The 21963-nt window shown below is 71.7% G+C and carries 20 protein-coding genes and 1 tRNA gene; 7 read left to right on the top strand and 14 right to left on the bottom strand.

The features are described from left to right. Position 1 precedes the first annotated feature (1 nt). The 5 genes from ABZ444_RS19765 to ABZ444_RS19745 all read right to left on the bottom strand — a co-directional run bounded on the left by ABZ444_RS19765 (position 2) and on the right by ABZ444_RS19745 (position 4565). Positions 2-811, bottom strand: coding sequence for a carbohydrate ABC transporter permease (locus ABZ444_RS19765; RefSeq protein WP_357978611.1), 810 nt, complete (start codon positions 809-811; stop codon positions 2-4). After that, positions 808-1677: a sugar ABC transporter permease gene (locus ABZ444_RS19760; RefSeq protein WP_357998611.1), complete on the bottom strand. Its 870-nt coding sequence runs from the start codon at positions 1675-1677 to the stop codon at positions 808-810. The genes ABZ444_RS19765 and ABZ444_RS19760 overlap by 4 nt, the downstream gene beginning before the upstream one ends. Beyond that, positions 1674-2984 (bottom strand): sugar ABC transporter substrate-binding protein, encoded by a 1311-nt coding sequence (locus ABZ444_RS19755; RefSeq protein WP_357998608.1) that lies wholly within the window; start codon positions 2982-2984, stop codon positions 1674-1676. The genes ABZ444_RS19760 and ABZ444_RS19755 overlap by 4 nt, the downstream gene beginning before the upstream one ends. Continuing rightward, complete coding sequence (locus ABZ444_RS19750) at positions 2981-4120, bottom strand: aminotransferase class V-fold PLP-dependent enzyme (protein ID WP_357998605.1); 1140 nt, start codon at positions 4118-4120, stop codon at positions 2981-2983. Before ABZ444_RS19750 ends, ABZ444_RS19755 begins: the two co-directional genes overlap by 4 nt. A 371-nt stretch (positions 4121-4491) precedes the next feature. Then, positions 4492-4565: transfer RNA gene (locus ABZ444_RS19745), tRNA-Lys, on the bottom strand. A gap of 101 nt (positions 4566-4666) precedes the next feature. Here ABZ444_RS19745 and ABZ444_RS19740 point away from each other — a divergent pair. Both ABZ444_RS19740 and ABZ444_RS19735 read left to right on the top strand, forming a co-directional pair. Continuing rightward, positions 4667-5506, top strand: coding sequence for a MoxR family ATPase (locus tag ABZ444_RS19740; RefSeq protein WP_357978620.1), 840 nt, complete (start codon positions 4667-4669; stop codon positions 5504-5506). Then, positions 5499-6878: a VWA domain-containing protein gene (locus ABZ444_RS19735; protein WP_357998602.1), complete on the top strand. Its 1380-nt coding sequence runs from the start codon at positions 5499-5501 to the stop codon at positions 6876-6878. Before ABZ444_RS19740 ends, ABZ444_RS19735 begins: the two co-directional genes overlap by 8 nt. 6 nt (positions 6879-6884) lie before the next feature. On the opposite strand, the gene ABZ444_RS19730 is transcribed toward ABZ444_RS19735, so the two are convergent. Further along, positions 6885-7649 (bottom strand): nuclease-related domain-containing protein, encoded by a 765-nt coding sequence (locus ABZ444_RS19730; RefSeq protein WP_357998599.1) that lies wholly within the window; start codon positions 7647-7649, stop codon positions 6885-6887. Positions 7650-7822: 173 nt separating this feature from the next. Here ABZ444_RS19730 and ABZ444_RS19725 point away from each other — a divergent pair, with 173 nt between their 5' ends. Beyond that, positions 7823-8413 carry a TetR/AcrR family transcriptional regulator gene (locus tag ABZ444_RS19725; RefSeq protein ID WP_357978629.1) on the top strand — a complete coding sequence of 197 codons (591 nt, stop codon included), beginning with the start codon at positions 7823-7825 and terminating at the stop codon, positions 8411-8413. Here ABZ444_RS19725 and ABZ444_RS19720 read toward each other — a convergent pair. The 3 genes from ABZ444_RS19720 to ABZ444_RS19710 are packed head-to-tail and all read right to left on the bottom strand — an operon-like array spanning position 8372 to position 11786. Beyond that, positions 8372-9427: an acyl-CoA dehydrogenase family protein gene (locus ABZ444_RS19720; protein WP_357998596.1), complete on the bottom strand. Its 1056-nt coding sequence runs from the start codon at positions 9425-9427 to the stop codon at positions 8372-8374. The genes ABZ444_RS19725 and ABZ444_RS19720 overlap by 42 nt on opposite strands. Continuing rightward, entirely contained in the window at positions 9424-10587 is a 1164-nt protein-coding gene (locus ABZ444_RS19715; RefSeq protein ID WP_357998593.1) for an acyl-CoA dehydrogenase family protein, read from the bottom strand. Before ABZ444_RS19715 ends, ABZ444_RS19720 begins: the two co-directional genes overlap by 4 nt. Continuing rightward, entirely contained in the window at positions 10584-11786 is a 1203-nt protein-coding gene (locus ABZ444_RS19710; protein ID WP_357998590.1) for an acyl-CoA dehydrogenase family protein, read from the bottom strand. The genes ABZ444_RS19715 and ABZ444_RS19710 overlap by 4 nt, the downstream gene beginning before the upstream one ends. 107 nt (positions 11787-11893) lie before the next feature. Between ABZ444_RS19710 and ABZ444_RS19705 the strand changes: the two genes are divergently transcribed. From ABZ444_RS19705 to ABZ444_RS19695, 3 genes are all read left to right on the top strand, one after another. Continuing rightward, positions 11894-12469, top strand: coding sequence for a GNAT family protein (locus ABZ444_RS19705; protein WP_357998587.1), 576 nt, complete (start codon positions 11894-11896; stop codon positions 12467-12469). A 24-nt stretch (positions 12470-12493) separates the two neighbouring features. After that, entirely contained in the window at positions 12494-14890 is a 2397-nt protein-coding gene (locus ABZ444_RS19700) for a hypothetical protein (protein WP_357998584.1), read from the top strand. Positions 14891-15058: 168 nt separating this feature from the next. Then, complete coding sequence (locus ABZ444_RS19695) at positions 15059-15184, top strand: hypothetical protein (protein WP_357998581.1); 126 nt, start codon at positions 15059-15061, stop codon at positions 15182-15184. Between the two features lie 42 nt (positions 15185-15226). Here the strand turns inward: ABZ444_RS19695 and ABZ444_RS19690 are convergent, their stop codons facing one another. After that, complete coding sequence (locus tag ABZ444_RS19690) at positions 15227-15799, bottom strand: TetR/AcrR family transcriptional regulator (protein WP_357998578.1); 573 nt, start codon at positions 15797-15799, stop codon at positions 15227-15229. 82 nt (positions 15800-15881) lie between these two features. Between ABZ444_RS19690 and ABZ444_RS19685 the strand changes: the two genes are divergently transcribed. Further along, positions 15882-17042, top strand: a complete 1161-nt coding sequence (locus tag ABZ444_RS19685) for an FAD-dependent monooxygenase (protein ID WP_357998575.1) — start codon at positions 15882-15884, stop codon at positions 17040-17042. Here ABZ444_RS19685 and ABZ444_RS19680 read toward each other — a convergent pair. From ABZ444_RS19680 to ABZ444_RS19665, 4 genes are all read right to left on the bottom strand, one after another. After that, positions 17011-17943: a DMT family transporter gene (locus ABZ444_RS19680; RefSeq protein ID WP_357998573.1), complete on the bottom strand. Its 933-nt coding sequence runs from the start codon at positions 17941-17943 to the stop codon at positions 17011-17013. The genes ABZ444_RS19685 and ABZ444_RS19680 overlap by 32 nt on opposite strands. Positions 17944-18107: 164 nt before the next feature. Further along, positions 18108-18482 (bottom strand): VOC family protein, encoded by a 375-nt coding sequence (locus ABZ444_RS19675; protein WP_357998570.1) that lies wholly within the window; start codon positions 18480-18482, stop codon positions 18108-18110. A 53-nt stretch (positions 18483-18535) separates the two neighbouring features. After that, on the bottom strand, positions 18536-20686 hold the full coding sequence (secA2, locus tag ABZ444_RS19670; protein ID WP_357998567.1) for an accessory Sec system translocase SecA2: 2151 nt from the start codon (positions 20684-20686) through the stop codon (positions 18536-18538). A gap of 167 nt (positions 20687-20853) precedes the next feature. Next, positions 20854-21759 (bottom strand): EamA family transporter, encoded by a 906-nt coding sequence (locus tag ABZ444_RS19665; protein ID WP_357998564.1) that lies wholly within the window; start codon positions 21757-21759, stop codon positions 20854-20856. Positions 21760-21963: the final 204 nt, after the last annotated feature.

Below are 21963 nucleotides of genomic sequence, written 5' to 3'. Positions count from 1 at the left end.
GTCAACCTTTCGTGGCCCCGGCCAGCAGGCCGGAGATGAACTGTTTCTGAAGGACGAGGAAGAGGATCATCATGGGCAGCGCGGAGATCGCGGTGCCCACCATGACCTGGCCGAAGTCGGTCCTGGCCAGTCCCTGGAGGGTGGCCAGCGCCACCGGCAGGGTGAACATCTCGGGCGTGCGCAGCGCGATCAGCGGCCACAGGAAGTCGTTCCACGCGCCGAGGAACAGGAAGACCGCCAACGCCGCGAGCGCGGGCCGCATGACCGGCACCACCACCCGCCACAGCACCCGTAGCTCCCCCGCCCCGTCCACGCGCGCCGCGTCGAGCAACTCGTCGGGTACGGCCTGCAGCGACTGCCGGATGAGGAAGATCCCGAACGGAACGGTCAGGTTCGGCAGGATGAGCGCCGGGAAGGTGTCGATCAGCCCGAGGTCGTTCATCATCTCGAAGATCGGGATGATGGTGACGCCGCCCGGGATCACCAGCGTCGACAGCAGCAGAACGAAGAAGGCGTTCCTGCCACGGAACTCGAACTTGGCGAACGCGTAGCCCGCCAGTAACGCCACGACCAGCGCGATCGACGTCTGGACGACCGCCACGAGCAGCGTGTTCCCCAGCACGTGGAGCAGGCCGATGGACTCCTCCAGCTTCGCGGTGTTCGCTCCGAGCTGGTCGCCCGGCGAGAACGTGGGCGTGGCGCCGAAGATGTCGGCGTTGGCGTGCGTGGCCGCCATGGTCAGCCAGTAGAACGGGCCGACGCACAGGGCGAAGCACGCGGCGAGCGCGAAGGTCAGCAGCCAGCCCTTCATTTCCTGCCTCCGGTGAGCTTGAGCTGCACCAGCCCGAAGCCGGCCACGATCAGCGTGAGCGCGTAGGCGATCGCCGCGGCGTAACCGAAGTCGAAGTAGCGGAAGCCGTTCTGGTACAGATAGAGGGAGATCGTCAGGGTGGAGTTGTCCGGGCCGCCGCCGGTGAGCACGAACGGCTCGTCGAACAGTTGCAGCGTGCCGATCGCCGACAGCACGATCGTCAGCAGCAGGATCGGCCGCAGTTGCGGGACGGTGATCGACCAGAAGCGGCGGACCGCTCCCGCGCCGTCGACCATCGCCGCCTCGTAGAGCTCCTTCGTGATGCTCTGCAGCCCGGCCAGGTAGATCACCGCGTTGTAGCCGCAGTAGTGCCAGGTCAGCGCGATGACGACGGCTATTCGCGCCCAGAAGGGGCTGCCCAGCCAGTCGATCGGGCTGACGCCGAAGAGGCCGAGCAGCCAATTGAGCAGGCCGGAGTCCTTGCTGAGGATCACCGAGAACATCACGCCGTAGGCGACCAGGCCGGTCAGCGAGGGCATGAAGACACCCAACCGCCACAGGGCGCGCAGCCGTACGAGCTTGGAGTTGAGGCCCAGCGCCAGCAGCAGCGCGAGGATCAGCATGATCGGGACCTGGACGACGAGGATCAGCGCGGTGTTCCACAACGACGTCCAGAACAGCGGGTCGTTCACCAGCCTGACGTAGTTGTCCAGTCCGGCGAAGGAGCGCGCCGCGCCGGCGCCGGTCGTCAGGCTGATGTAGGCCGCCGCCAGGATCGGATAGGCCTTGAAGCAGACGAAGCCGAGCAGCGCGGGCAGCACCAGGAAGTACGGAACGTTTCTTCTGGTGAGCAGGCGGGCGGTCATCCCGCGAGGTTCCTGCCGGACTGCTGGGACAACTGCTGGGCCGCCTGGCTCAGCGCGGCGGCCGGGTCGGCGCCCTTCAGCAGGACCTGGGTCTGCGCGTCACTGGCGATCTTCAGGGCGCGGGCGTAGTCGCCGGAGTAGTAGGTGGCGTCCGCGCCCTCGCCCAGCGCGTCCACGAAGGTCTTGAGCGCGGGCTGCCCGCCGTAGTAGTCCGTCCCGGCGGTGAACCGCGGGTCGGCGTAGGCGGCGTTCAGAGCGGGGAAGACCCCGCCGTCCTTGAACATCTTGTTGATGACCTCGGGCCTGGTCAGCGCGTACTCAAGGAACTTGAACGCCTCCGCCTTGTGCGGGCTGGTTCCGGAGACCGACAGGTACGTGGAGTTGACGATCGCGGTGCGCTTGCCGCCCGGCACGACGGCCGGTGGCTGCATGACGCGCCAGAGCCCCTTCTGCTCCGGCCACATCTCGGGGATGTAGCCGACCGCCCAGGCCGCCCACGGCAGCACCGCCACCTTGTCCTGGCTGATCAGCTTCTTCCGCGTCCCCTCGCCGGAGGTGTCGGCGACGATCCCGGCGTCGTTCATCTTCTTGATCAGGGTCATCGCCTGCACGGCGGGCGGGGAGGAGAGCGTGACCCCTCCCTGACGGTCGAAGTAGAAGGCGCCCTGCTGCTGCAGCAGCGACTGGAAGAGGTCCATGTCCACGCTGCCGGCCGCCGGCTTGTTCAGGCCGATCAGATAGGCGCCCGTCTTCTCCTTGAGCTTCTTGCCCGCCTCGATCGCGTCGTCCCAGGTCCTGATCGCCGCGGAGTCGATGCCTGCCTTGTCGAACAGGTCCGAACGGTAGAAGAACCCGACCGGGTTGACCTCCCACGGCATCGCGTACGCCTTGCCGTCCTTGCCGGTGACCGTCGGCCACAGACCCTTGGCGAAGGCGTCCTTGTACTTGTCGGCGCCCAGCTCGCTCAGGTCCGCCAGCCCGCCGGGGAACTTCTCCATGTATCCGGGCAGGTAGTCGATGCCGATGTGCAGGATGTCTCCCAGGCCCTTGCCTCCCGCGGCCATCCCCACCGTGATCTTCTCCCAGATCGCGGGGTTCCCGACCACCTGTACCTCGACCTTGATGCCGGGGTTGGCCTGCTCGAAGTCCTTGGCCACCGAGGCCAGGCCGTCGGAGGCGGGCTTCCAGCTCCAGACCGTGATCTTCACGGGACCGGTGGACTTCTGGTCGCTCCCGCCCCCGCTGCCGCAGGCCGTGACGGCCAGAGCGAGAGTCGCGGAGACGACCATGACGAGAGGTCGGTTCATGACGATTCCTTTCTCGGGGGGTGCAGGGCGGCGGCCAGACGCTGTACGGCCTCGCCCGAGGTGGTGGCGTGTGGCGAGAGACGGATCCACTCGCCCCGCAGAGTCGTGGTGAGCCCGGCGGCGGCGAGCGCGGCATGGACGGCCGCCGGATCCCGGCCGGGCATCGTGAAGGACCCGATGCCGCTCCACTCCGCGGCGCCACGGCCGGCGCCGGGTGGCACTGGTCCGCCGGCGCCGGCGGGCGCGTCCAGCAGCACCCGTGCCCCGGCGGCGCGGGCCGTGTCGAGCAGCTCACCCAGCCGATCGGCCGTCCTGCGGCCGATCTCCGCGACGCCGGCCTCAAGGACCAGCTCGATCGCGACGCCCAGGGCGGCGACGCCGGGATAGTCGGGATTGGTCATCGTGTGCGCGGCCGCTCCCGCGAGCGGCGGCCGGGGCGCGGGCCCCGCCAGCGGGCCCTCGACCCCCGACCATCCGCCGAGCCCTGGCGCCATCAGCCCCGCGACGCGGTCGCGGGCCAGGAAGAGAGCCGCCCCCCATCCAGCGCGCAGCCACTTCTGCCCGCCGCACACCAGCACGTCGGCGGCCTCCACCTCCAGCGGCACGACGCCCAGCCCCTGGATCGCGTCCACGACCAGCACGCGTCCCGGCCCGAGCACCTCCTTCAGCGCGCCCAGCGGCGCCGGGTAGCCGGTGAGCGCGTCGACCGCGCTGACCGCGAGTGCCCGCACCGACCCGTCCAGGTGCTCGGCCAGCACCTGCGGAGTGAGACGCACTTCGTCGATCCACCGCACCCGGAGCCCGCCGCGCCCCTCGAACCGCAGCCAGGGGTAGACGTTCGCGGGGAACTCACCCCGGGGCAGCAGCACCACGCCCTCTCCCGGCAGCGCGGCGGCGGCGGCGAACAGCCCGTGGCTGGTGGAGGAGACGAACGCCACTTCGTGCTCGGCCGCCCGCAGCAGCCGCGCCGCCGCCGAGCGCGTCCGCGCCGCCTGCTCCTCGAACCAGGCCAGCGGCATGTCGCCGATGCGGCGGCAGGCCGACTCGGCCAGGACCGCCGCGGCCGCGCGGGAGAGCGGCCCCAGCCGGGCGAAGTCGAGATAGCCGGGTGGCTCAGCAAAAATTTGAACGTTCATATCCTCTGGAGGCTCATCTAGACATGAAGCACTGGGGAGTGTGCTGCTGACCGGGGATAACGGGCCACAGCGATATGAACGTTCATATTACGCAGCTTCCTCATGGCCGCAAGCAAAGATTGCATAACGGCCCGGGGAGGCGGGTGACTCACACCTTCGGCCCGTGCCACTGCCGGGTCGCAGGCCGGCGTCCGCGCGACAGCACGTGCGCGCCAGAGCAGTTGGCCCAACCCGGAAGGCCCATCCGCTTCCGGCCTGGCGTTCTGGTGCACGCCTTCAAGGTCCGACTCGGCGAACGGGTGCGAGCCGACCAGAGCCACGTGAAAACGAGAAACCCCAGCTCGACACGCCGAGCTGGGGTTTTCGTGCGGTGCGCCGCCAGGGACTCGAACCCCGGACCCGCTGATTAAGAGTCAGCTGCTCTAACCAACTGAGCTAGCGGCGCTTGCAGAGAGGAATATACCGGTGATCCGCATGTTGGTCGAATCGACCTGGGTCGAGCCCCTACCGCTAGAATAAAGTTCGGCCTGCAGACAGGGAGCATCGATGTTCGACTCGCCCGCCGACGTGACGGCGCGGCTCGCCGCCGTGGACTACCTCTCCGACGACGCCATCTCCACCTCGGTGTTCCTCGCCGCCGCGCTGGGCAAGCCGCTGCTGGTCGAAGGGCCCGCCGGCGTGGGCAAGACGCAGCTCGCCAAGGCCGTGGCCCAGGCGACGGGCTCGGAGCTGGTCCGCCTCCAGTGTTACGAAGGGCTCGACGAGGCCCGCGCGCTGTACGAGTGGAACTACAAGAAGCAGCTGCTCCGCATCCAGGCCACCAGCGCCGACGACGACATCTTCACCGAGGAGTTCCTGCTCGAACGCCCGCTGCTGAAGGCGATCAGGTCGGCCGCCCCCACCGTGCTGCTCATCGACGAGACCGACAAGGCCGACGTCGAGGTCGAGGGGCTGCTGCTGGAGCTGCTGTCGGACTTCCAGGTCACCATCCCCGAGCTGGGCACGATCGCCGCCACCCGCAGGCCGTTCGTCCTGCTGACCTCCAACGCCACCCGCGAGCTGTCCGAGGCGCTCAAGCGGCGCTGCCTCTACCTGCACATCGAGTACCCGACGCCGGAGCGGGAGCGCGACATCGTGCTCGCGCAGGTGCCGACCATCCGCGCCGACCTGGCCGAGCAGCTCGCCAGGACGGTCGCCACCATGCGGGCGCTGGAGCTGAAGAAGGCGCCCTCGGTCGCCGAGACCGTCGACTGGGCCAACACGCTGCTGGCCCTCGGCCGCGAGGAGCTGGACGAGGCGACGGTGGCCGGGACGCTGGGCGTGGTGCTCAAGCACGCCTCCGACCAGACGCGGGCGATCAAGGAGCTGGGGCTGCCGGATGCCTGAGCGCGGATCGCTGGTGGACCGGCATGTCGGTTTCGTGCACGCGCTGCGCGAGGCGGGCCTGCCGGTGTCGCTCGCCGAGGGGCTCGACGCGGCCCGCGCGCTGCGGGTGATCGACCTGAGCGAGCGCGAGTCGCTGCGCGCCGCGTACGCGGCCACGCTGGTCAAGAAGCCGGCCTACCGCCCCGGCTTCGACGTGCTGTTCGACCTGTGGTTCCCGTCGTCCACGACCGGCATGTACGCCCCCCGCCCCGCCGAGGCCCGGCTCGACCCGCGCACGGCCCCGGTGGACGAGCTGCGCGAGCGCCTGGCGGAGCTGCTCACCGGCAGCACGGACGCCGAGCTGCGGGAGTTCGCCCAGGCCATGGTCGAGCGGTTCGGCCGCCAGCAGACCACCGGGCCGGGCCGCCAGAACTGGTTCTCCTACAGCGTCCTGCGCGCCCTGTCCCCCGAGACGCTGATGGCCCGCATCCTGCGGAACGTACTGGCCGGGCAGGAACGTGGCGGGTTGGCCGAGAAGACCGTGCGGCAGCGCGTCAACGACAACGTCCGGCGGTTCGAGGAGGCCGTGGCCACCGACGTGCGCCGGCGCATCGCCGAGGACTCGGGGATCGAGCGCATCGCCCGCTCGGCCGTGCGCCCGCCGCTCGACCAGATCGACTTCCTCCGCGTCACCAGGGCCGACCTGGCCAGGCTGCGCAAGGAGGTCCATCCGCTGGCCAGGCGGCTGGCCGCGCGGCTGACGATCAAGCACAGGAAGGGGCGCAGGGGGCGGCTGGACTTCCGGCGCACCGTACGGGCCTCGCTGCAGAGCGGCGGCGTGCCGCTGACCACGCACTTCAGACCGCCCCGGCCGCACAAGCCCGAGCTGGTCATCCTCTGCGACACCAGCGACTCGGTCTCGTCGTTCGCCCACTTCACGCTGCTGCTGACGTACGCGCTGCGGGAGCAGTTCACGAAGGTGCGGGCGTTCGGGTTCGTGGACAGGGTGGACGAGATCACCCGCTTCTTCGTGCCCGGCGCGGACGTCGTCGAGGCCATGACGCGGCTCGCGGACGAGGCCGACATGTCGCGCTTCGGACGGACGAACTACGGCCACGCCCTGGAGGGCTTCGCCGAGCGCCACTCCGACGCCATCGGCCCCAGGACCTCGCTGCTGATCCTCGGCGACGCCCGCTCCAACTACCAGCCGCCGGCCCTCGACGTGCTCAGGCGCCTGACCTCGGGGGCCCGCCACGCCTACTGGCTCAACCCCGAGCCCAGGCAGCAGTGGGACACCGGCGACTCGGTCGCCGGCGAGTACGGCACCGTGGTCGAGATGCACGAGTGCCGCAACGTCGCCCAGCTCAGCGCGTTCATCGAGACGCTGGCCTGACGGCGGTCAGACCTTCTGCAGCTCCCTGGCCGCGGTGCGGGCCAGCAGCTCGACCTGCTCGTCGGTGAAGACCACGCCGTCGACCGCCTTGATGCGCCTGGCCACCAGGCGCGGCTTGAGCAGCGCGAGCCCCTCGCCGACCACGACGCCGCCGCGCGGCAGCAACCCGCAGTGGACGGCCAGCATGGGCGAGATCGTGACCTCGATCCCGGTCTCGCGGGTCAGCAGCTCGGCGAAGGCCTCGGCGGTGTCCACCAGTGGTTTGGCCCACTTGGTGCCGTACTTCTCGCTGAAGAACAGCCTGCCGTTGTAGCAGCCGATCTCGGTGTCGGGGCTCCAGGACTCGTTGTCGATGACCCAGATGCCGGTCGGGCCGATCACGAGGTGGTCGATGGAGGCCTGGTCGCGGATCGCGCGGCCGTCGAGCACCTGGTAGCCGCGCCTGGCGAGCTGCCTGCGCAGCAGCCGGCCGGTGATCAGCTCACCGCGCCGGGCGCCGCGCCAGACGGCCGTCGCGCGGAAGGAGCGCCAGTCGATGTACCAGTCGACGGCGGCCACGAGACCGGCGGTGACGGCCCCCCAGAACAGCATGAACTCCGAGCCGAACCGCAACGCGAGCAGGATGCCGCCCACCGCGCCCACGCCCGCCTTGACGTACCGGGAGCGGCGGCGGTTGGACGCGTCCTCGCGCCAGAACTTCTCGTACCACCACTGCGGGGATGAGCCTGTGTACTTCTCGTCCTGCTGCACGTAGATAGAGCCACCGGGCACGGCAAACTCCCCGAATGAGTAGAAACCCTCAGGATCTGCCACTCCGAAGATCCCTCGCCGGTCTAAGGCATACCCAAGCACGAACCAAGGTGAGCCTAAGGTGACGCAAATAAAACCTGCAAGACCGTCAACCGACCAGTCGGTATGCTATGGCGGGTGACAAGGGGGACGATGTGAAGGAAGAACCCGTTCGGCAGCGGTTGCTCGCCGAGGCGACCAGGCTGTTCGCGGCCCGTGGATTCGAGGGGACCTCGGTCCAGGAGATCGTCCAGGCGGCCGGCGTCACCAAGGGCGCCATGTACCACTATTTTGACTCAAAAGACGATCTGCTGCACGAGATCTACGCCCGCCTGCTCCGCATGCAGATGGACCGGCTGACGCGCATCGCCGACGGCCCCGGCACGGTCCGCGAGCGGTTGCACCGGGCCGCGGCCGACGTCGTGGAGACGACGACCGCCAACCTCGACGACTCCAAGATCTTCTTCAGGTCGATGCACCTGCTGGCCACCGAGAAGCAGAAGACCGTACGCGCCGAGCGCCGCCGCTACCACGAACGTTTCCGCGACCTGGTGGCCGAGGGGCAGCGCACGGGCGTCCTCAGCGACCGGGTGCCCGCCGAGCTGGTCGTGGACTACTTCTTCGGTTCGGTGCACCACCTGGGCACCTGGTTCCACGCGGACGGGCCGCTGACCGGCGCCCAGGTGGGCAAGCACTTCGCCGACCTACTGCTGAACTCCCTCGGGGCCGGGGACACCGGCGAGTGAGGCCAGCGCCTCCCGATGGTCGCCGGGCGTGCCGAGCGCGATCTCGGTGGCCTTGGCACGCTTGAGATACAGATGCACGGGATGCTCCCAGGTCATCCCGATCCCGCCGTGAAGCTGAACCGCCTCCTCGGCGGCGTGCACCGCCACCCCCGCGTTCCACGACTGCGCCACCGCGACCGGGATGTCCCCGGGATCGGCGGCCGCGCCGCGGGCGGCGGCCCTGGCCCTGACCACGTCCAGCCAGAGGTCGGCCAGCCGGTGCTTGATCGCCTGGAACGAGCCGACCGGCCGGGCGAACTGGTGGCGCTCCTTGACGTAGGCGAGCGTCGTGTCGAGGCACCACTCGGCCACGCCGAACTGCTCGGAGGCCAGCAGCCCGGCCCCGAACCTCAGCACGCCGGCCAGGTCGCACTCCCCCACGTCGCGGGCCTGCGCCCCGGCCAGGGTGACGGTGGCGACCGGCCTGGTCAGGTCGAGCGAGGGCACGACCTGCACGGTGGCGCCCTCGACCTCGTACAGCCTGCCCTCGAAGGGGACGAGGAGCACGTCGGCCACGTCCGCGCCGGCCACCCCGGTGACGGTGCCGGACAGCCGCCCGCCCGCCAGCCGCAGCGACGACCCGCGCCCCGGCCGGTACGGCGAGGCCGCGAACGACACGACCAGCGCCGCCGTCCTGCGTCCCTCGGCCAGCTCGCCGAGCAGGGCGTCACCGGTGGGCAGCAGCGCCTTCGTGGCCAGCACCGCGCTGGTCAGGAACGGCACCGGCGCCACGGCCCGGCCCAGCTCCTCCAGCACGACGGCCACCTCGCTGGCCGACGCGCCCGCGCCGCCCAGCTCCTCGGGCACGAGGAGCCCGGCGACCCCGATCTCGCCCGCCAGGGTCTTCCACAGATCCAGGTCGTAGGGCTGCGACTCGACGCGCCCGAGCACCGCGGCCGGCGGGCAGCGGTCGGCCAGCAGGCCGCGCACGGCCGCCCGCAGCTCCTCCTCGACCTCGGAGTAGAGCAGAGTCATCGCGGCAGGTCCTTCCAGGGCACGTCCTTGTCGACGCGGGGCTCGGAGGGCAGGCCGAGCACCCGTTCGGAGATGATGTTGCGCAGGATCTCGGACGTGCCGCCCTCGATCGAGTTGCCCTTGGCCCGCAGGTAGCGGTAGCCGGGGCCGCGGCCGTAGAAGTCGACGTCCTGCGAGCGGCGGAACGTCCAGTCGTCGTAGCCCAGGTCGCGGCGGAGCTCGACGTCGAAGCCGGACAGCGCCTGGTTGAGCTTGGCGAACGACAACTTCATGCCCGAGCCCTCGGGGCCGGGCTGGCCGGCGGCGAGCTGCTCGCGCAGCCGGGCCCCGGACAGGCGGGTGACCTCGGCCTCCACCCACAGCGCCAGCAGCCGCTGGTGCAGGTCGTGGGTGCGCAGCTCGGGGTGCTCGCGCCAGGCTTCCAGCACCGCGCCGACCATGCCGCCGCCGCGCCGCACGGGCGCGCCGCCGATCGCGACGCGCTCGTTCATCAGCGTGGTCTGCGCGACCCGCCAGCCGTCGCCGACCTCGCCCAGCCGCAGGTCGTCGGAGAGCCGCACGCCGGTCAGGAACACCTCGTTGAACTCGGCCTCGCCGGTGATCTGCCGCAGCGGCCGCACCTCGACGCCGGGGGCGTGCATGTCGCAGATGAAGTACGTCATGCCGCGGTGCTTGGGCACGTCCGGGTCGGTGCGGGTGACCAGGATGGCCCAGCGCGAGTGGTGGGCGCCCGACGTCCAGACCTTCTGGCCGTCGACCACCCACTCGTCGCCGTCCCGGACCGCGCGGGTGGCGAGCGTGGCCAGGTCGGAGCCGGCGCCGGGCTCGCTGAAGAGCTGGCACCAGATCTCCTCGCCGGTCCACAGCGGGCGCAGGAAGCGCCGCTGCTGCTCCGGCGTGCCGAACGCCAGGATCGTCGGCGCGGCCATGCCGAGACCGATGCCCTGGACGCCGCTGTTGATCTGCGGCGTGCCGGCCAGCTCGTGCTCGACCACCTGCTGCAGCTCCCTGGCCGCGCCGAGGCCGCCGAGCCCTTCGGGGAACCAGACCCAGGCCAGCCCGGCGTCGAACCTGGCCCGCAGGAACGCCGGCCGGTCCCCCTCGGGGTCGTGCTCGCCCAGGAACGCGCGCACGCGCTCCTTGATCTGCGCTTCGTTCACATGAACCTCTTCAGCTCGCGATAGGCCAGGGACCGCTTGTGCACCTCGTCGGGGCCGTCGGCCAGGCGCAGGGAGCGGGCGCCCGCCCAGAGCGCGGCCAGCGGGAAGTCCTGGGAGACGCCGCCCGCGCCGTGCACCTGGATGGCCTTGTCCAGGATCCATTCGACGGTGATCGGGGTGGAGATCTTGATGGCCTGGATCTCGGTGTGGGCGCCCTGGTTGCCCACGGTGTCCATGAGCCAGGCGGTCTTGAGCACGAGCAGGCGCAACTGCTCGATCCTGATGCGGGACTCGGCGATCCAGTCCTGGACCACGCCCTGCTGGGCGACCGGCTTGCCGAACGCCGTCCTGGCCAGGGCCCGCTCGCACATCAGCTCGACCGCGCGCTCGGCCATGCCGATCAGGCGCATGCAGTGGTGGATGCGGCCGGGGCCGAGCCTGGCCTGCGCGATGGCGAAGCCGCCGCCCTCCTCCCCGATCAGGTTCTCGGCCGGTACGCGCACGTCCTCGAAGACCACCTCGGCGTGGCCGCCGTGGTCGGCGTCGGTGTAGCCGAAGACGTGCATGCCGCGTTTGACGTGCAGCCCCGGGGTGTCGCGCGGCACCAGGACCATGCTCTGCTGCCGGTGCTTGGGCGCGTCGGGATTCGTCTTGCCCATGACGACGAAGATCTTGCAGTTGGGGTTCATCGCGCCGGAGATGAACCACTTGCGGCCGTTGATGACGTACTCGCCGCCGTCGCGGACGATCGAGGTGGCGATGTTGGTGGCGTCGGAGGAGGCGACGTCGGGCTCGGTCATCGCGAAGGCCGACCGGATCTCGCCGTCGAGCAGCGGGCGCAGCCACTCCTCGCGCTGCCACTGGCTGCCGAACATCGACAACACTTCCATGTTGCCGGTGTCGGGGGCGGCGCAGTTGGTGGCGGTGGGGGCGATGCTGGGGCTGCGGCCCATGATCTCGGCCAGCGGGGCGTACTGGAGGTTCGTCAGCCCGGCGCCGTGCGCGCCGGGCAGGAACAGGTTCCACAGGCCGCGCTTCCTCGCCTCGTCCTTGAGGTCGTCGAGCAGCGGTGGCGGGCTCCAGCCGGCGGCCGCGGCCTGCTCCTCGAAGGCGGGCTCGGCCGGATAGACGCATTCGTCCATGAAGCGGAGCAGGCGCTCGCGCAGGTCCTCGGTGACGGTGTCGAAGGCGAAGTCCATGCCGGTGAGCCTACCGACCGGCCGGTATGGATGTCGACAGGTGGTTCCCCGCAAAAAGGGCCAGGTGGCCGTCAACCTGCGACGGGACCGCCGCCTATCGTGGCGGCATGACCGCCAAGCTGCCCGCGCCCGTGGTGCTGGAGAACGACGTCGTGCGCCTCGAACCGCTCACCCTGGAACACGTCCCGGACCTGTTCGCCGCCGGAGGCGGGGACGACGAGCTCTGGCGCTGGCTGCCGATCGCCACCCCGCGCACCGAGGACGATCTGGCCAGGACGGCCCGCGAGCTCATCGGCGACGACAAGCACGTGCCGTTCACGGTGATCCCCAAGGAGACCGGACGGCCGGGCGGCTGGACGACCTACATCGACGTGCCCGGCTTCGACGACAGCGTCGAGATCGGCTGGACCTGGTACGGCCGCGCCCACTGGCGCACCGCGGTGAACACCAACTGCAAGCTGCTGCTGCTCGACCACGCCTTCGGCCTCGGCCACAACCGGGTCCTGCTCAAGACCGACGTGCTGAACCTGCGCTCCCAGGCCGCCATCCGGCGCATCGGCGGCGTGCACGAGGGAACTCTGCGCCGCCACCGCAGAAGGCCCGACGGCACCTGGCGCGACACGGTCTATTTCGGCATCCTCGAAGAGGAATGGCCGGAGCACCGGGCTCGACTGAACCGCTGAACGGAAGGCGGCATCTAATCCCGCATGACTGATCGGCTGGGAGGCTACTGGCTCGGCGCCCGGCTCGACGGCGGCGGGCGGACCACCGTCCGCGAGGCCTACGACGAGTCGGGCGGTCGCCATGCCCTCCACCTGCCCGGACCGGGCGCGTACGCGACGGTCCCGGAGGTGCGCTCGGTGCACGCGGCACGCCTGGTCGAGGCGTACCCACAGGGCGATCCGCCCTATCTGGTCAGCGAGTACATCGAGGGGCCGACGCTGCGCCAGGTCGTCGAGCGGCACGGCCCCTTCGCCGGTGACGACCTCTACCGCCTGGCCGCCGCCACGGCCACCGCGCTGGCCGCGGTGCACGAGGCGGGGGCGGTGCACGGGTCGCTCACGCCCGACAAGATCATCTTAGGCGTCGACGGGCCGCGCCTGGTGGGGCTGGGGCTGGCCGACGCCGAGGCCGACCCGGCGGGCGACGTCCAGGCGTGGGGGCGCGTCCTGCTGTTCGCCGCGTACGGGCTCACCGAGCGATTAGGCAACGGGGAGCGCCTCGACCGGCTGTTACGCGGCCTGGTCGCCGCCGCGCTCCACGACGACCCCGAGCGGCGCCCCGACGCCCGCCACCTGCTCATGTCCCTGCTCGACGCCCCGCAGTCCCAGCTCGGCCGCCTCCTGCCACCCGAGCCGGTCGACGACCCGCCGCTCGGCGTCCGCGCCGAGGCCCTCTACCTCCAGCTCTGCCGGGCGGACCAGGATCTGGTGCCCGAGGTCTTCCTGCGCCTGGTCGGGCTCGACGAGTCCGGCGGCGACACCGTGGCCCCCGCCCTCCGCGACGACCTGGTCGCCGGACGCGCCCCCGACGAGGTGGCCGCGATCGACCGGGTGCTGGAGGCGTACGGGAAGGCCGGGATCCTGACGATCAGCGACCGGGGATCCCTCACGATCACGTACACGGCGCTGCTGCGGGCCTGGCCGCGCCTGCACGAGTGGCTGGACGGCGAGCGGGAGGGCCTGCCCGTGCACCGGGAGCTGGCCAGGGCGGCACGGGCCTGGGAGGCGGGCGGGCGCCGCGAGTCCGACCTCTACCAGGGCGAACCCCTCGACCGGGCGATGGCGTGGGCGGCCGGCGGCCGGCGGCGGGTCACCCTGAGCCCCGGCGAGCAGACCTTCCTGGACGAGGGCCGCGCGCGGGCCCGCGGCGGCGCGCGCAGGCGCCGGAGGCTCATGGCGGGGCTGCTGTCGGGCCTGTTGTCGGTCGCGCTGCTGGCGGCGCTGCTCGCGGTGTGGCAGCGCGGGGCCGCCGACGGGCGGCTGGAGCAGGCGATGGCCAAGGTCGCCGCGTCGCGGGCCGAGGCGCTGCGGGTGGCCGATCCGGTGACCGCGCGCCGGCTGAGCCTGGCGGCCTGGCGGCTGGCCCAGGTGCCGCAGGCGCGGCGGGCGCTGACGGCGGCGGCCGCCGACCCGGCCGTGGACGTCTTCACCGACCCGCACGCCGGGCCCCGCTCGCTGTACGCGATCAGCGACGACGGCTCCCGGCTGGCAGCGCTGAGCGAGGACACGGTACGCGTCTACGACGTCCCCGGGCACCGGCGGGTCGCCGAGACGGCCGGCCCCGAGCAGAGCGTGCGGGCGATGGCCTGGTCCCCCGACGGGCACACGCTGGCCTTCGTGGGCGTGGACCGGTCGTACCTGTGGGACACCGCGTCGGGGCAGGGCGTGGGGCCGCCGTTCGGGAGGGGGCTGGGGGCGCCGGGCGAGCAGTCGGCGTGGTTCAGCCCGGGGGGCGGGCTGCTGTTCGCGGCGGCCCGGCAGTCGGGCGAGCGGTGGGCCTGGGACCTGCGGGCCCGCCGGGCGGCCTTCGTCGGCGAGTACGCGGTGGCCGGTCCCGGCGACCGGGTGGCGCTGACGTTCGAGGGCCGGCGTTCGACGATCAGGCGCGGCGACCGCGTCACGCCCGCGCCGTGGCTGGACCGGATGCCGTGGGAGTACACGACGTTCGCGCCGGACGGCGAGCGGGTGGCCATCGCCGAGGAGACCGGCATCCAGATCTACGACCTGGACGGCGTGCCCGTGCTCGGCACCCGGCTGCGGCCCTCCCCCGGCCACCTGCGCTTCAGCCCGGACGGGCGGTTGCTGGCCGGGACGGACAACGACCGGGTGCGGGTGTGGCGCGTGCCCGACCGCGTGTTGCTGGCCGAACGCCAGGTGCCGGTGGGCGGCGCGGACCGGCCGGCGCGGGCCGTGCCGGCGGGCGACGGGCGCACGGCCCGCGTGCTGGCCGCCGGCGGGACGGTGCTCACGCTGGATCTGGCCCGGTCGCCGGCGGCCGGTGATCCGGCGTCGGCGGTGTGCGCCCGCTACGGGGGCCTGTCGGCGGCGGACTGGACCCGGCACCTGCCCGAGGTGCCCTACCGAACGACCTGTCCCGGCTGATCCCGGCCGACCCCGCTGATCGCGGCTGATCACGGCCGATCATGGCGTTACGCGAATTGTTCTCGAATTCGTGGCCTGGATCTTGAACCGACCCCCTTGCCGGGCACGTAACCGTAGTCATACGGTCACCGTGAGCTGTTGGTCGAGGAGAAGGAGAGTTCCCCCCGTATGGGCAGGCATGAGGCACCCCCCAAGAACGAGTCGCCGGAGGCCGAGCCCGGCGCGGCCGACGGCCACCGGGAGCCTCGCGGCAAGCACGCGAGGGACGGCGAGGACGCGGGCGGCGAGGAGTAGGCCGCCGAAGGCCACGCATGGCCGACACGGGCGCCGGCGGTCCTATCCGCCGGCGCCCTCGTCACGCAGCATGCCGGTCAGCAGGTCGCGCAGCGCGAGGGTGAGCTCCGCCACGGACGGCACGGAGCCCGCGCCCGCGATCGCGTCGAACATCAGCCCCTCCCCGAAGGCCACGAGCTGGCGGGCATGGCGCACCGGGTCCTTCGACCCCAGGGCGGCCAGCATGGCGGGCGCCGGATCGCGGAAGTGGCGGCCCGCCCGGTTGTAGATCTCGCGCAGCTCGGGACGCCTGGTGGCCTCCAGGGCCAGCTCGTAGCGGGCCAGGGTGCGCCTGCGGTCGTCGAGCTGCACGCGCAGCGCCTCGGCCAGCCGGGCGGGCAGGTCGTCGAGGGTGAGCGGCACCGGCTCGTAGGCGATCGCCATGGCCTTCATCTCCAGCTCGGTGAGCCGGGACAGGGTCAGCTCCAGCAGGGCGGCCCGGGTGCGGGCCAGGTTGGACGTCGACCCGGGCGGCAGCCCGGCCGCCTCGTCCACGGCACGGTGGGTGAGGCCGCGCATGCCGCGCTCGGCCAGCAGGGTGATGGCCGTGTCGGCGACGGCGTCCGCTCGTTTCACGGACCGAATACTACAGGGGTAGTGCGAGCGAACTACAGGCGTAGTACGCTGACACTACAGACGTAATAACCAAGGAGGCGTCATGCCCAAGGCTGTGGTGATCGGTGGCGGCATCGGAGGGCTGGCCTGTGGCGTGGCCCTGCGCCGCAAGGGGTGGGAGGTGAGCGTCCTGGAGCGGGCGGCCGCCGTCGAGCCCGTCGGGTCGGGGCTCGCGGTCGCCGCCAACGCCCTCAAGGCGCTCGACACGCTGGGCCTGGGCGACCGGGTGCGCGAGCTGTCCACGGTGGAGGGGCCGCTCGGCGTGCGGCGGGCGGACGGCCGCTGGCTGACGCGTACCACCACCGACCACGCCGACGCCCGGTACGGGGACTCGGTGGTCGTCATGCTGCGGGCGACCCTCATGGACGTGCTCGCCGACGCCCTGGAACCGGGCGTCCTGCGGCTGGGCAGCACCGTGACGGGCGTGGACGCCGAGCGCGGGATCGTGCGCACGGAGGCGGGCGAGATCGAGGCCGACCTCGTCGTGGGCGCCGACGGCATCCGCTCGGCGACCCGGCGGGCGCTGTTCCCCGGCCATCCGGGGCCGGTGTACTCGGGGGTGACGGCGTGGCGGGCGCTCGTCCCGCGGAACGGGCTGGACATCCCCCGGTCGGAGAGCTGGGGCAGGGGGCTGGTGTTCGGCGTCCACCAGCTCACCGACGACCTGGTCTACCTGTACGCCACCGACCTGTCACCCGCCGGCGCAGCCCACGGGGACGAGCGGGAGGAACTGCTGCGCAGGTTCGGCGGCTGGCACGAGCCGATCCCGGCGCTGCTGCGGGCCGCCGACCCCGCCCGGATCATCCGCAACGACGTCCACTACCTGAAGGCGCCGCTGCCCGCCCTGCACCGGGGCAAGGTGGCGCTGGTGGGCGACGCGGCCCATCCGATGACCCCGAACCTGGGCCAGGGCGCCTGCCAGGCGCTGGAGGACGCCGTGGTGCTCGCGCACGTGGCGGACGGCGACCTGGCCGCCTACACCGCCGCCCGGCTGGCGCGCACGTCGGGCGTCGTGCGGCGGTCGATGACGATCTGCCGGGTCACCAAGCTGCGCAACCCGCTCGCGGTACGGCTGCGCGACCTCGCGGTGACCCTGGCGGGCCGGCTCAGCCCGGAGCTGATGCTGCGTTCGATGGACGACGTGTTGTCCTGGCGTCCGCCGGTGGAGGCGGTCACTGACCGGACGCGGGCCGCTGACCGGTGACCGCACCCTCGGACGCCGTCTCGGCGGCCACCGTCGCGGAAGTGAGCACCGGGGGCACGGGAGCGGGGGCCGGGGCCGGCTTGGAGTGGTCGGGGGTGAGGCGGCCGAGGGTGATCGTGCCGCCGATGGTCAGCGCCCCGGCCAGCAGGGCGGGGATCGCCGTGGACGGGCTGGTGGGCAGCGGTTCGCCGAGCAGGATCGCCCCCGCCAGCACCGAGGTGATCGGGTCGATGACCTGGACGCCGGCGTAGGCGATGCCGAAGTAGCCGACCGCGTACGAGCGCTGGAGCAGCACCACCGCGCAGACCAGCAGCACCGGCACGGCCAGCGTGAACCAGTGGATCAGCCGCCCCCAGTCGCCCTCCAGCCCGCCGCCGACCACCCGGACGAACGTCGAGACGCTCGCCGTCACCACACCGGCGCCCACCGAGAGCAGCAGCGCCCGCGCGGGCCCGTGGAAGCGCCGCGCGAGCACCTGAGAGACCAGCGCGATCGCCGCGATGACGCCCAGGAAGGCGAGCGCGGCGCCGTTGCTCAGCCGGGGCGTGACGTTGTGCTGCGGCACCAGCAGCATGAGCCAGAGCAGGCCCACGGCGACGGCGATCGAGCCGAGGATCTCCGCCCGGTACGGCCTGCGCCCGTACATGAAGGCGGCCAGCGGCACCGCGAACACCAGGGTGGCCACGCTGATCGGCTGCACGGCCACCAGCGGCGCGAAGCTGAGCGCCACGGCGTGCAGGCACGCCCCGGTGAAGCCGATGACGCCGCCGATCCACCAGCGGGGGCGCCGGACCAGCTTGAGCGAGGCGCCCGCGGCCACGGCCTCGTACTGTTGGAGGGCGGCGCCGAGCGCGTATCCCAGCGCTCCGGCCAGCGCGATGAGCAGCCCGATCCAGGTCATCGGCGCCCACGCAGGGGCAGGGGTCCGTGCAGGAGCATTGCTCCAGCTTAAGAGCCAAGCGGAGCACTACCATCATTCTTTAGGCTGATAAATCGCCCAATTGCGGCTGCCACCTGCACGAACTTGTGGCTGATCCTTGAGCCCCCGCGGCGGCGTCGCGGCCCCTACGATTGCTCGGGAACCACGCAGAACAGGTGGCCCTCCGGGTCCTGCAACACGATCCAGCGCGTCCCCTCCTCGGTGACGCCCGGCTGGAACTCCGGCTTGACCGCCCCGAGCGCGGTGTACTCCTCGACCGCCTTGTCCAGGTCGGGCACGCGGAAGTCGAGATGGAACTTCTTGTCCGCGCTGGGCCAGACGCCCGGCTTGTAACCGGGCACGCGGCCGAAGTAGATGCTCGTGGTGCCGTCGCCGATCGCCGCGTACTCCTCCTCCGAATACTGGATCTCGAAGCCGGTCACCTCGTGGTAGAAGGCGGCCAGCTTCCGGGGGTCGTCGCAGTCGATGGTGAAGGCAATGAGCTTGGCTTTCGTCGTCATGCGTCCATGCTGGCAGGCGTACCTGTCATCTTCTGTCAGGTACGCCCGGCGGGTCAGCCGCGACGCGTGGCGGCGGTCACCCGCTTGAGGATCCGGTCCCATTCCGTGCCGAACGGGTTGTCCTGCACCAGGTACGTCCAGGTGGCCGACGGGCGCTTGAGGTCGGGCTCGGGGGCCTCGAACGACTCCAGCGAGCGGCGTTCGACCTCGGCCTGCAACGCCTTGTACTCGGCCACGGCCTCCCGCTGGAACTCGTCGACCGGGCTCATCCGGCCCAGCGCGCGCAGGTGGATGCCCTCGCGCAGGTCGTTGAGGAAGGCCAGGTGCTCGGTCCAGCAGGTGTCGATGGCGTGCAGGACGATCTGGCGGGCCGTCTCGTCCCTGGTGTCCTCGGGCAGCTCGGCCCAGCGCTCGGGGTCGGCCTCGGCCAGCGCCTTGGCGGCGGCGTCGCCGTGGAGGACCTTGTCGCGCCATTCGAGGATCAGCTCACGCTGGTGTTCGAGCAGGCGGGTGTAGCGCCAGGTGTTGCGGTGGATCTCCAGGTTGACGCCCTCGGCCACCCGCTGGGCGTGGCCCACGATGTACGCGCCGCGCCGGTGGCGCACCAGGCCGTCGGGGTCGGCGGCGGGCGGCCGCTCGTCGGGGACGAACTGGGTGATCAGGTCGTCGGTCATGCTGACGAAGAAGACCGAGCCGCCCGGGTCGCCCTGGCGGCCGGCCCGGCCGCGGAGCTGGTCGTCGAGGCGGCTGCTGGCGTGGCGGCCGGAGCCGATCACGTAGAGGCCGCCGAGCTCGGACACGCCCTCGCCGAGCCGGATGTCGGTGCCGCGACCGGCCATCTGGGTGGAGACGGTGATCGCGCCGCGCTCGCCCGCCCTGGCGATGATCGTGGCCTCTTCCGCGTCGTTCTTGGCGTTGAGGACGACCGGCTCCATGCCGCGGCGCTGCAGGAGCTTGGCGAGGTTCTCCGACTCGGCCACGTCGAGGGTGCCGATGAGGATCGGCCGGCCCGTCTCGTGCACCTCCTGGATCTCCTCGACCAGCGCGGCGTCCTTGTCGGGCACGGTCGGGTAGATGCGGTCGGGCTCGTCCTGCCGCACGCACGGCCGGTTGGACGGGATGACCGCGACCTTGAGGCCGTAGAACTCGCCGAGCTGCTCGTTGACCGCGACGGCGGTGCCGGTCATGCCGCAGATCTGCGGGTAGCGGCGGATCAGCCCCTGGACGGTGATCGAGTCGAGGATCTCGCCCTTCTCGCTCGGCGGCAGCGCCTCCTTGGCCTCCACGGCCGCCTGGAGCCCGTCGGGCCAGCGCTGCAGCAGCGCCACCCGGCCCCGGGAGGGGTTGATCAGCTGCACCCTGCCGTCGCGCACGATGTAGTCGACGTCGCGGGCGAGCAGCGCGTGGGCGTGCAGGGCGAGGTTGAGCTCGATGAGGGTGCCGGGCTCGTGCTCGTCGTAGAGCTCGACGCCGAGGATGTTCTCGATGCTGTCGGCGCCCTTGGGGGTGAGGTAGACGTTGCGTGCCTGCTCGTCGATCTCGTAGTGGTAGCCGCGGACGAGCGTGCGCACCAGCGCCGCCATCTCCGGCACCGCGCTGCCGGGGTCGGCCGCGCCGGCCATCACCAGCGGCACCCTGGCCTCGTCGACCAGCACGGAGTCGGCCTCGTCGATCAGCGCCACCTCGGGCGCGGGCACGATGATCTCGGCCGGGTCGGTGCGCAGCCGGTCGCGCAGCACGTCGAACCCGATCTCGCTGACCGGCCCGTACGTGACGTCCTTGGCGTAGGCGGCGCGGCGCTCCTCCGGGGTGGAGTTCTGGTCGATCCAGCCCACGCTGACGCCGAGCGCCTCGTAGAGCGGGCCCATCCACTCGGCGTCGCGCCTGGCCAGGTAGTCGTTGACGGACATCACGTGGACGCGCTTGCCCTGCAACGCGTAGCCGGCGGCGGCCATGGCGCCCGACAGGGTCTTGCCCTCGCCGGTCGCCATCTCGGCCACCTTGCCGTCGAGCAGGGCCAGCGTGCCCAGCAACTGCACGTCGTACGGCCGGAGCCCGAGGGTGCGGTCGGCGGCCTCCCGCACGACGGCGCAGAACTCGGCCAGATCGTCCATGCCAGGCGTCGGCAGCTCCTCGAGCTTCCCGACACGGCCGGCGCGCTCGTCGGCCGCCTTGACGATCTTCAGATAGGGGCTCAGGTTCACGCCGCCTGGACGATCCAGGAGGTTTCTGAATATTCCCTTTATCGAGGCCACAGTTCCTCCAACGCACGTTTCGCCGGCGCCGTTCCGTTATGCCGAGATGAGAGAACGGAGCGACGATACGGCAAGCGTCGCCGTACCGGACCTTAACTCATCACGGGCCCTGGACCTCACATCTCCGTTTCCGCTTTCAGCGCGAGAACGGCGACCGCGGCGAGCAGGAGCGCGCACCCGCACCAGGCGAGCGGGGTCAGCCGCTCGCCGAACAGCAGGACGCCGATCAGCGCCGCCCCGGCCGCCTCGCCCAGCGAGATGATCGAGACCGTGGTGGCCGGCAACGCGGTGAGCGCGCGGAAGAACAGGCCGTAGGCCAGGGCGGTGGGCACCGCCCCCAGGTAGACCAGCAGCGCCACCGACGACACGCTCAGCTCGGGCAGCACGCCCGCCGGCAGGGCGAAGGGCGCCAGGCAGGCCGCCCCGACCGCGAACCCGCCGACCGCGGTGCCCTGCGGGTCGGCTTCCCGGTGGTACCGGGAGAAGAGCGTCACGCCGGCGTACCCGGCGGCCGAGAGCAGGGCGTACCCGATGCCTGCCCAGGTGCCGGCCCCGGTGCCGGCCCCGGTGCCGGACGGAGAGTCGGCCCGGACGACGGACTCCCAGGTGAGCAGGACGAGCCCGACCGGCGCGGCGGCCAGCGCGACCCGGGCGACCGGGCCGAGCGGCTCGCGCAGCAGCAGGCGCCCGCCGAGGGCGGTGATGATCGGCGTGGCGCCCATGGTCACGACCGTCGCGACGGCGACGCCGGACCCGGCGATGGCCGCGAAGTACGCGGTCTGGTAGACGGCCATGCCGGCCCCGATCGGCAACACGTGCCAGGTGAGCCGGCGCGGACGCGCCGCGCGGCGGGTGAGCGCGAGCAGGAAGGCGGCGCCGAGCAGGTAGCGCCAGAGCGAGACGCCGACGGGGCCGAGATGGCCCGACTCGAACAGCAGCGCGCCGGCGGCGCCGCCGGTGCCCCAGGCCGTGGCGGCCACGGAGACGTAGACGGCGCCACGGCGGGCGGAGACAGGGGTCATGACAGGAGTTCTCCGGATGGAGTGGTCGGAATGGGCCCGTATGCGGGCAGCAACCACCCCCGGATCAGTCAGACCCGGAGAATCCTGGAACGCCGCCGCCCGCTAGAGGCAATGCCGGTTAGTTAGGGTGCTTGGGCGGTTGTCGATTCGGGGTCGGTAAGGACATCGATGGCGATGGCCGCTCGGTGGTTGGTCCGGTCGACC

It is taken from the genome of Nonomuraea sp. NPDC005730, from assembly GCF_040630865.1.
Lineage (GTDB): Bacteria > Actinomycetota > Actinomycetes > Streptosporangiales > Streptosporangiaceae > Nonomuraea.
Note: the sequence above shows the minus strand (reverse complement) of the source record. Positions and strands in the feature narration are given on the sequence as shown.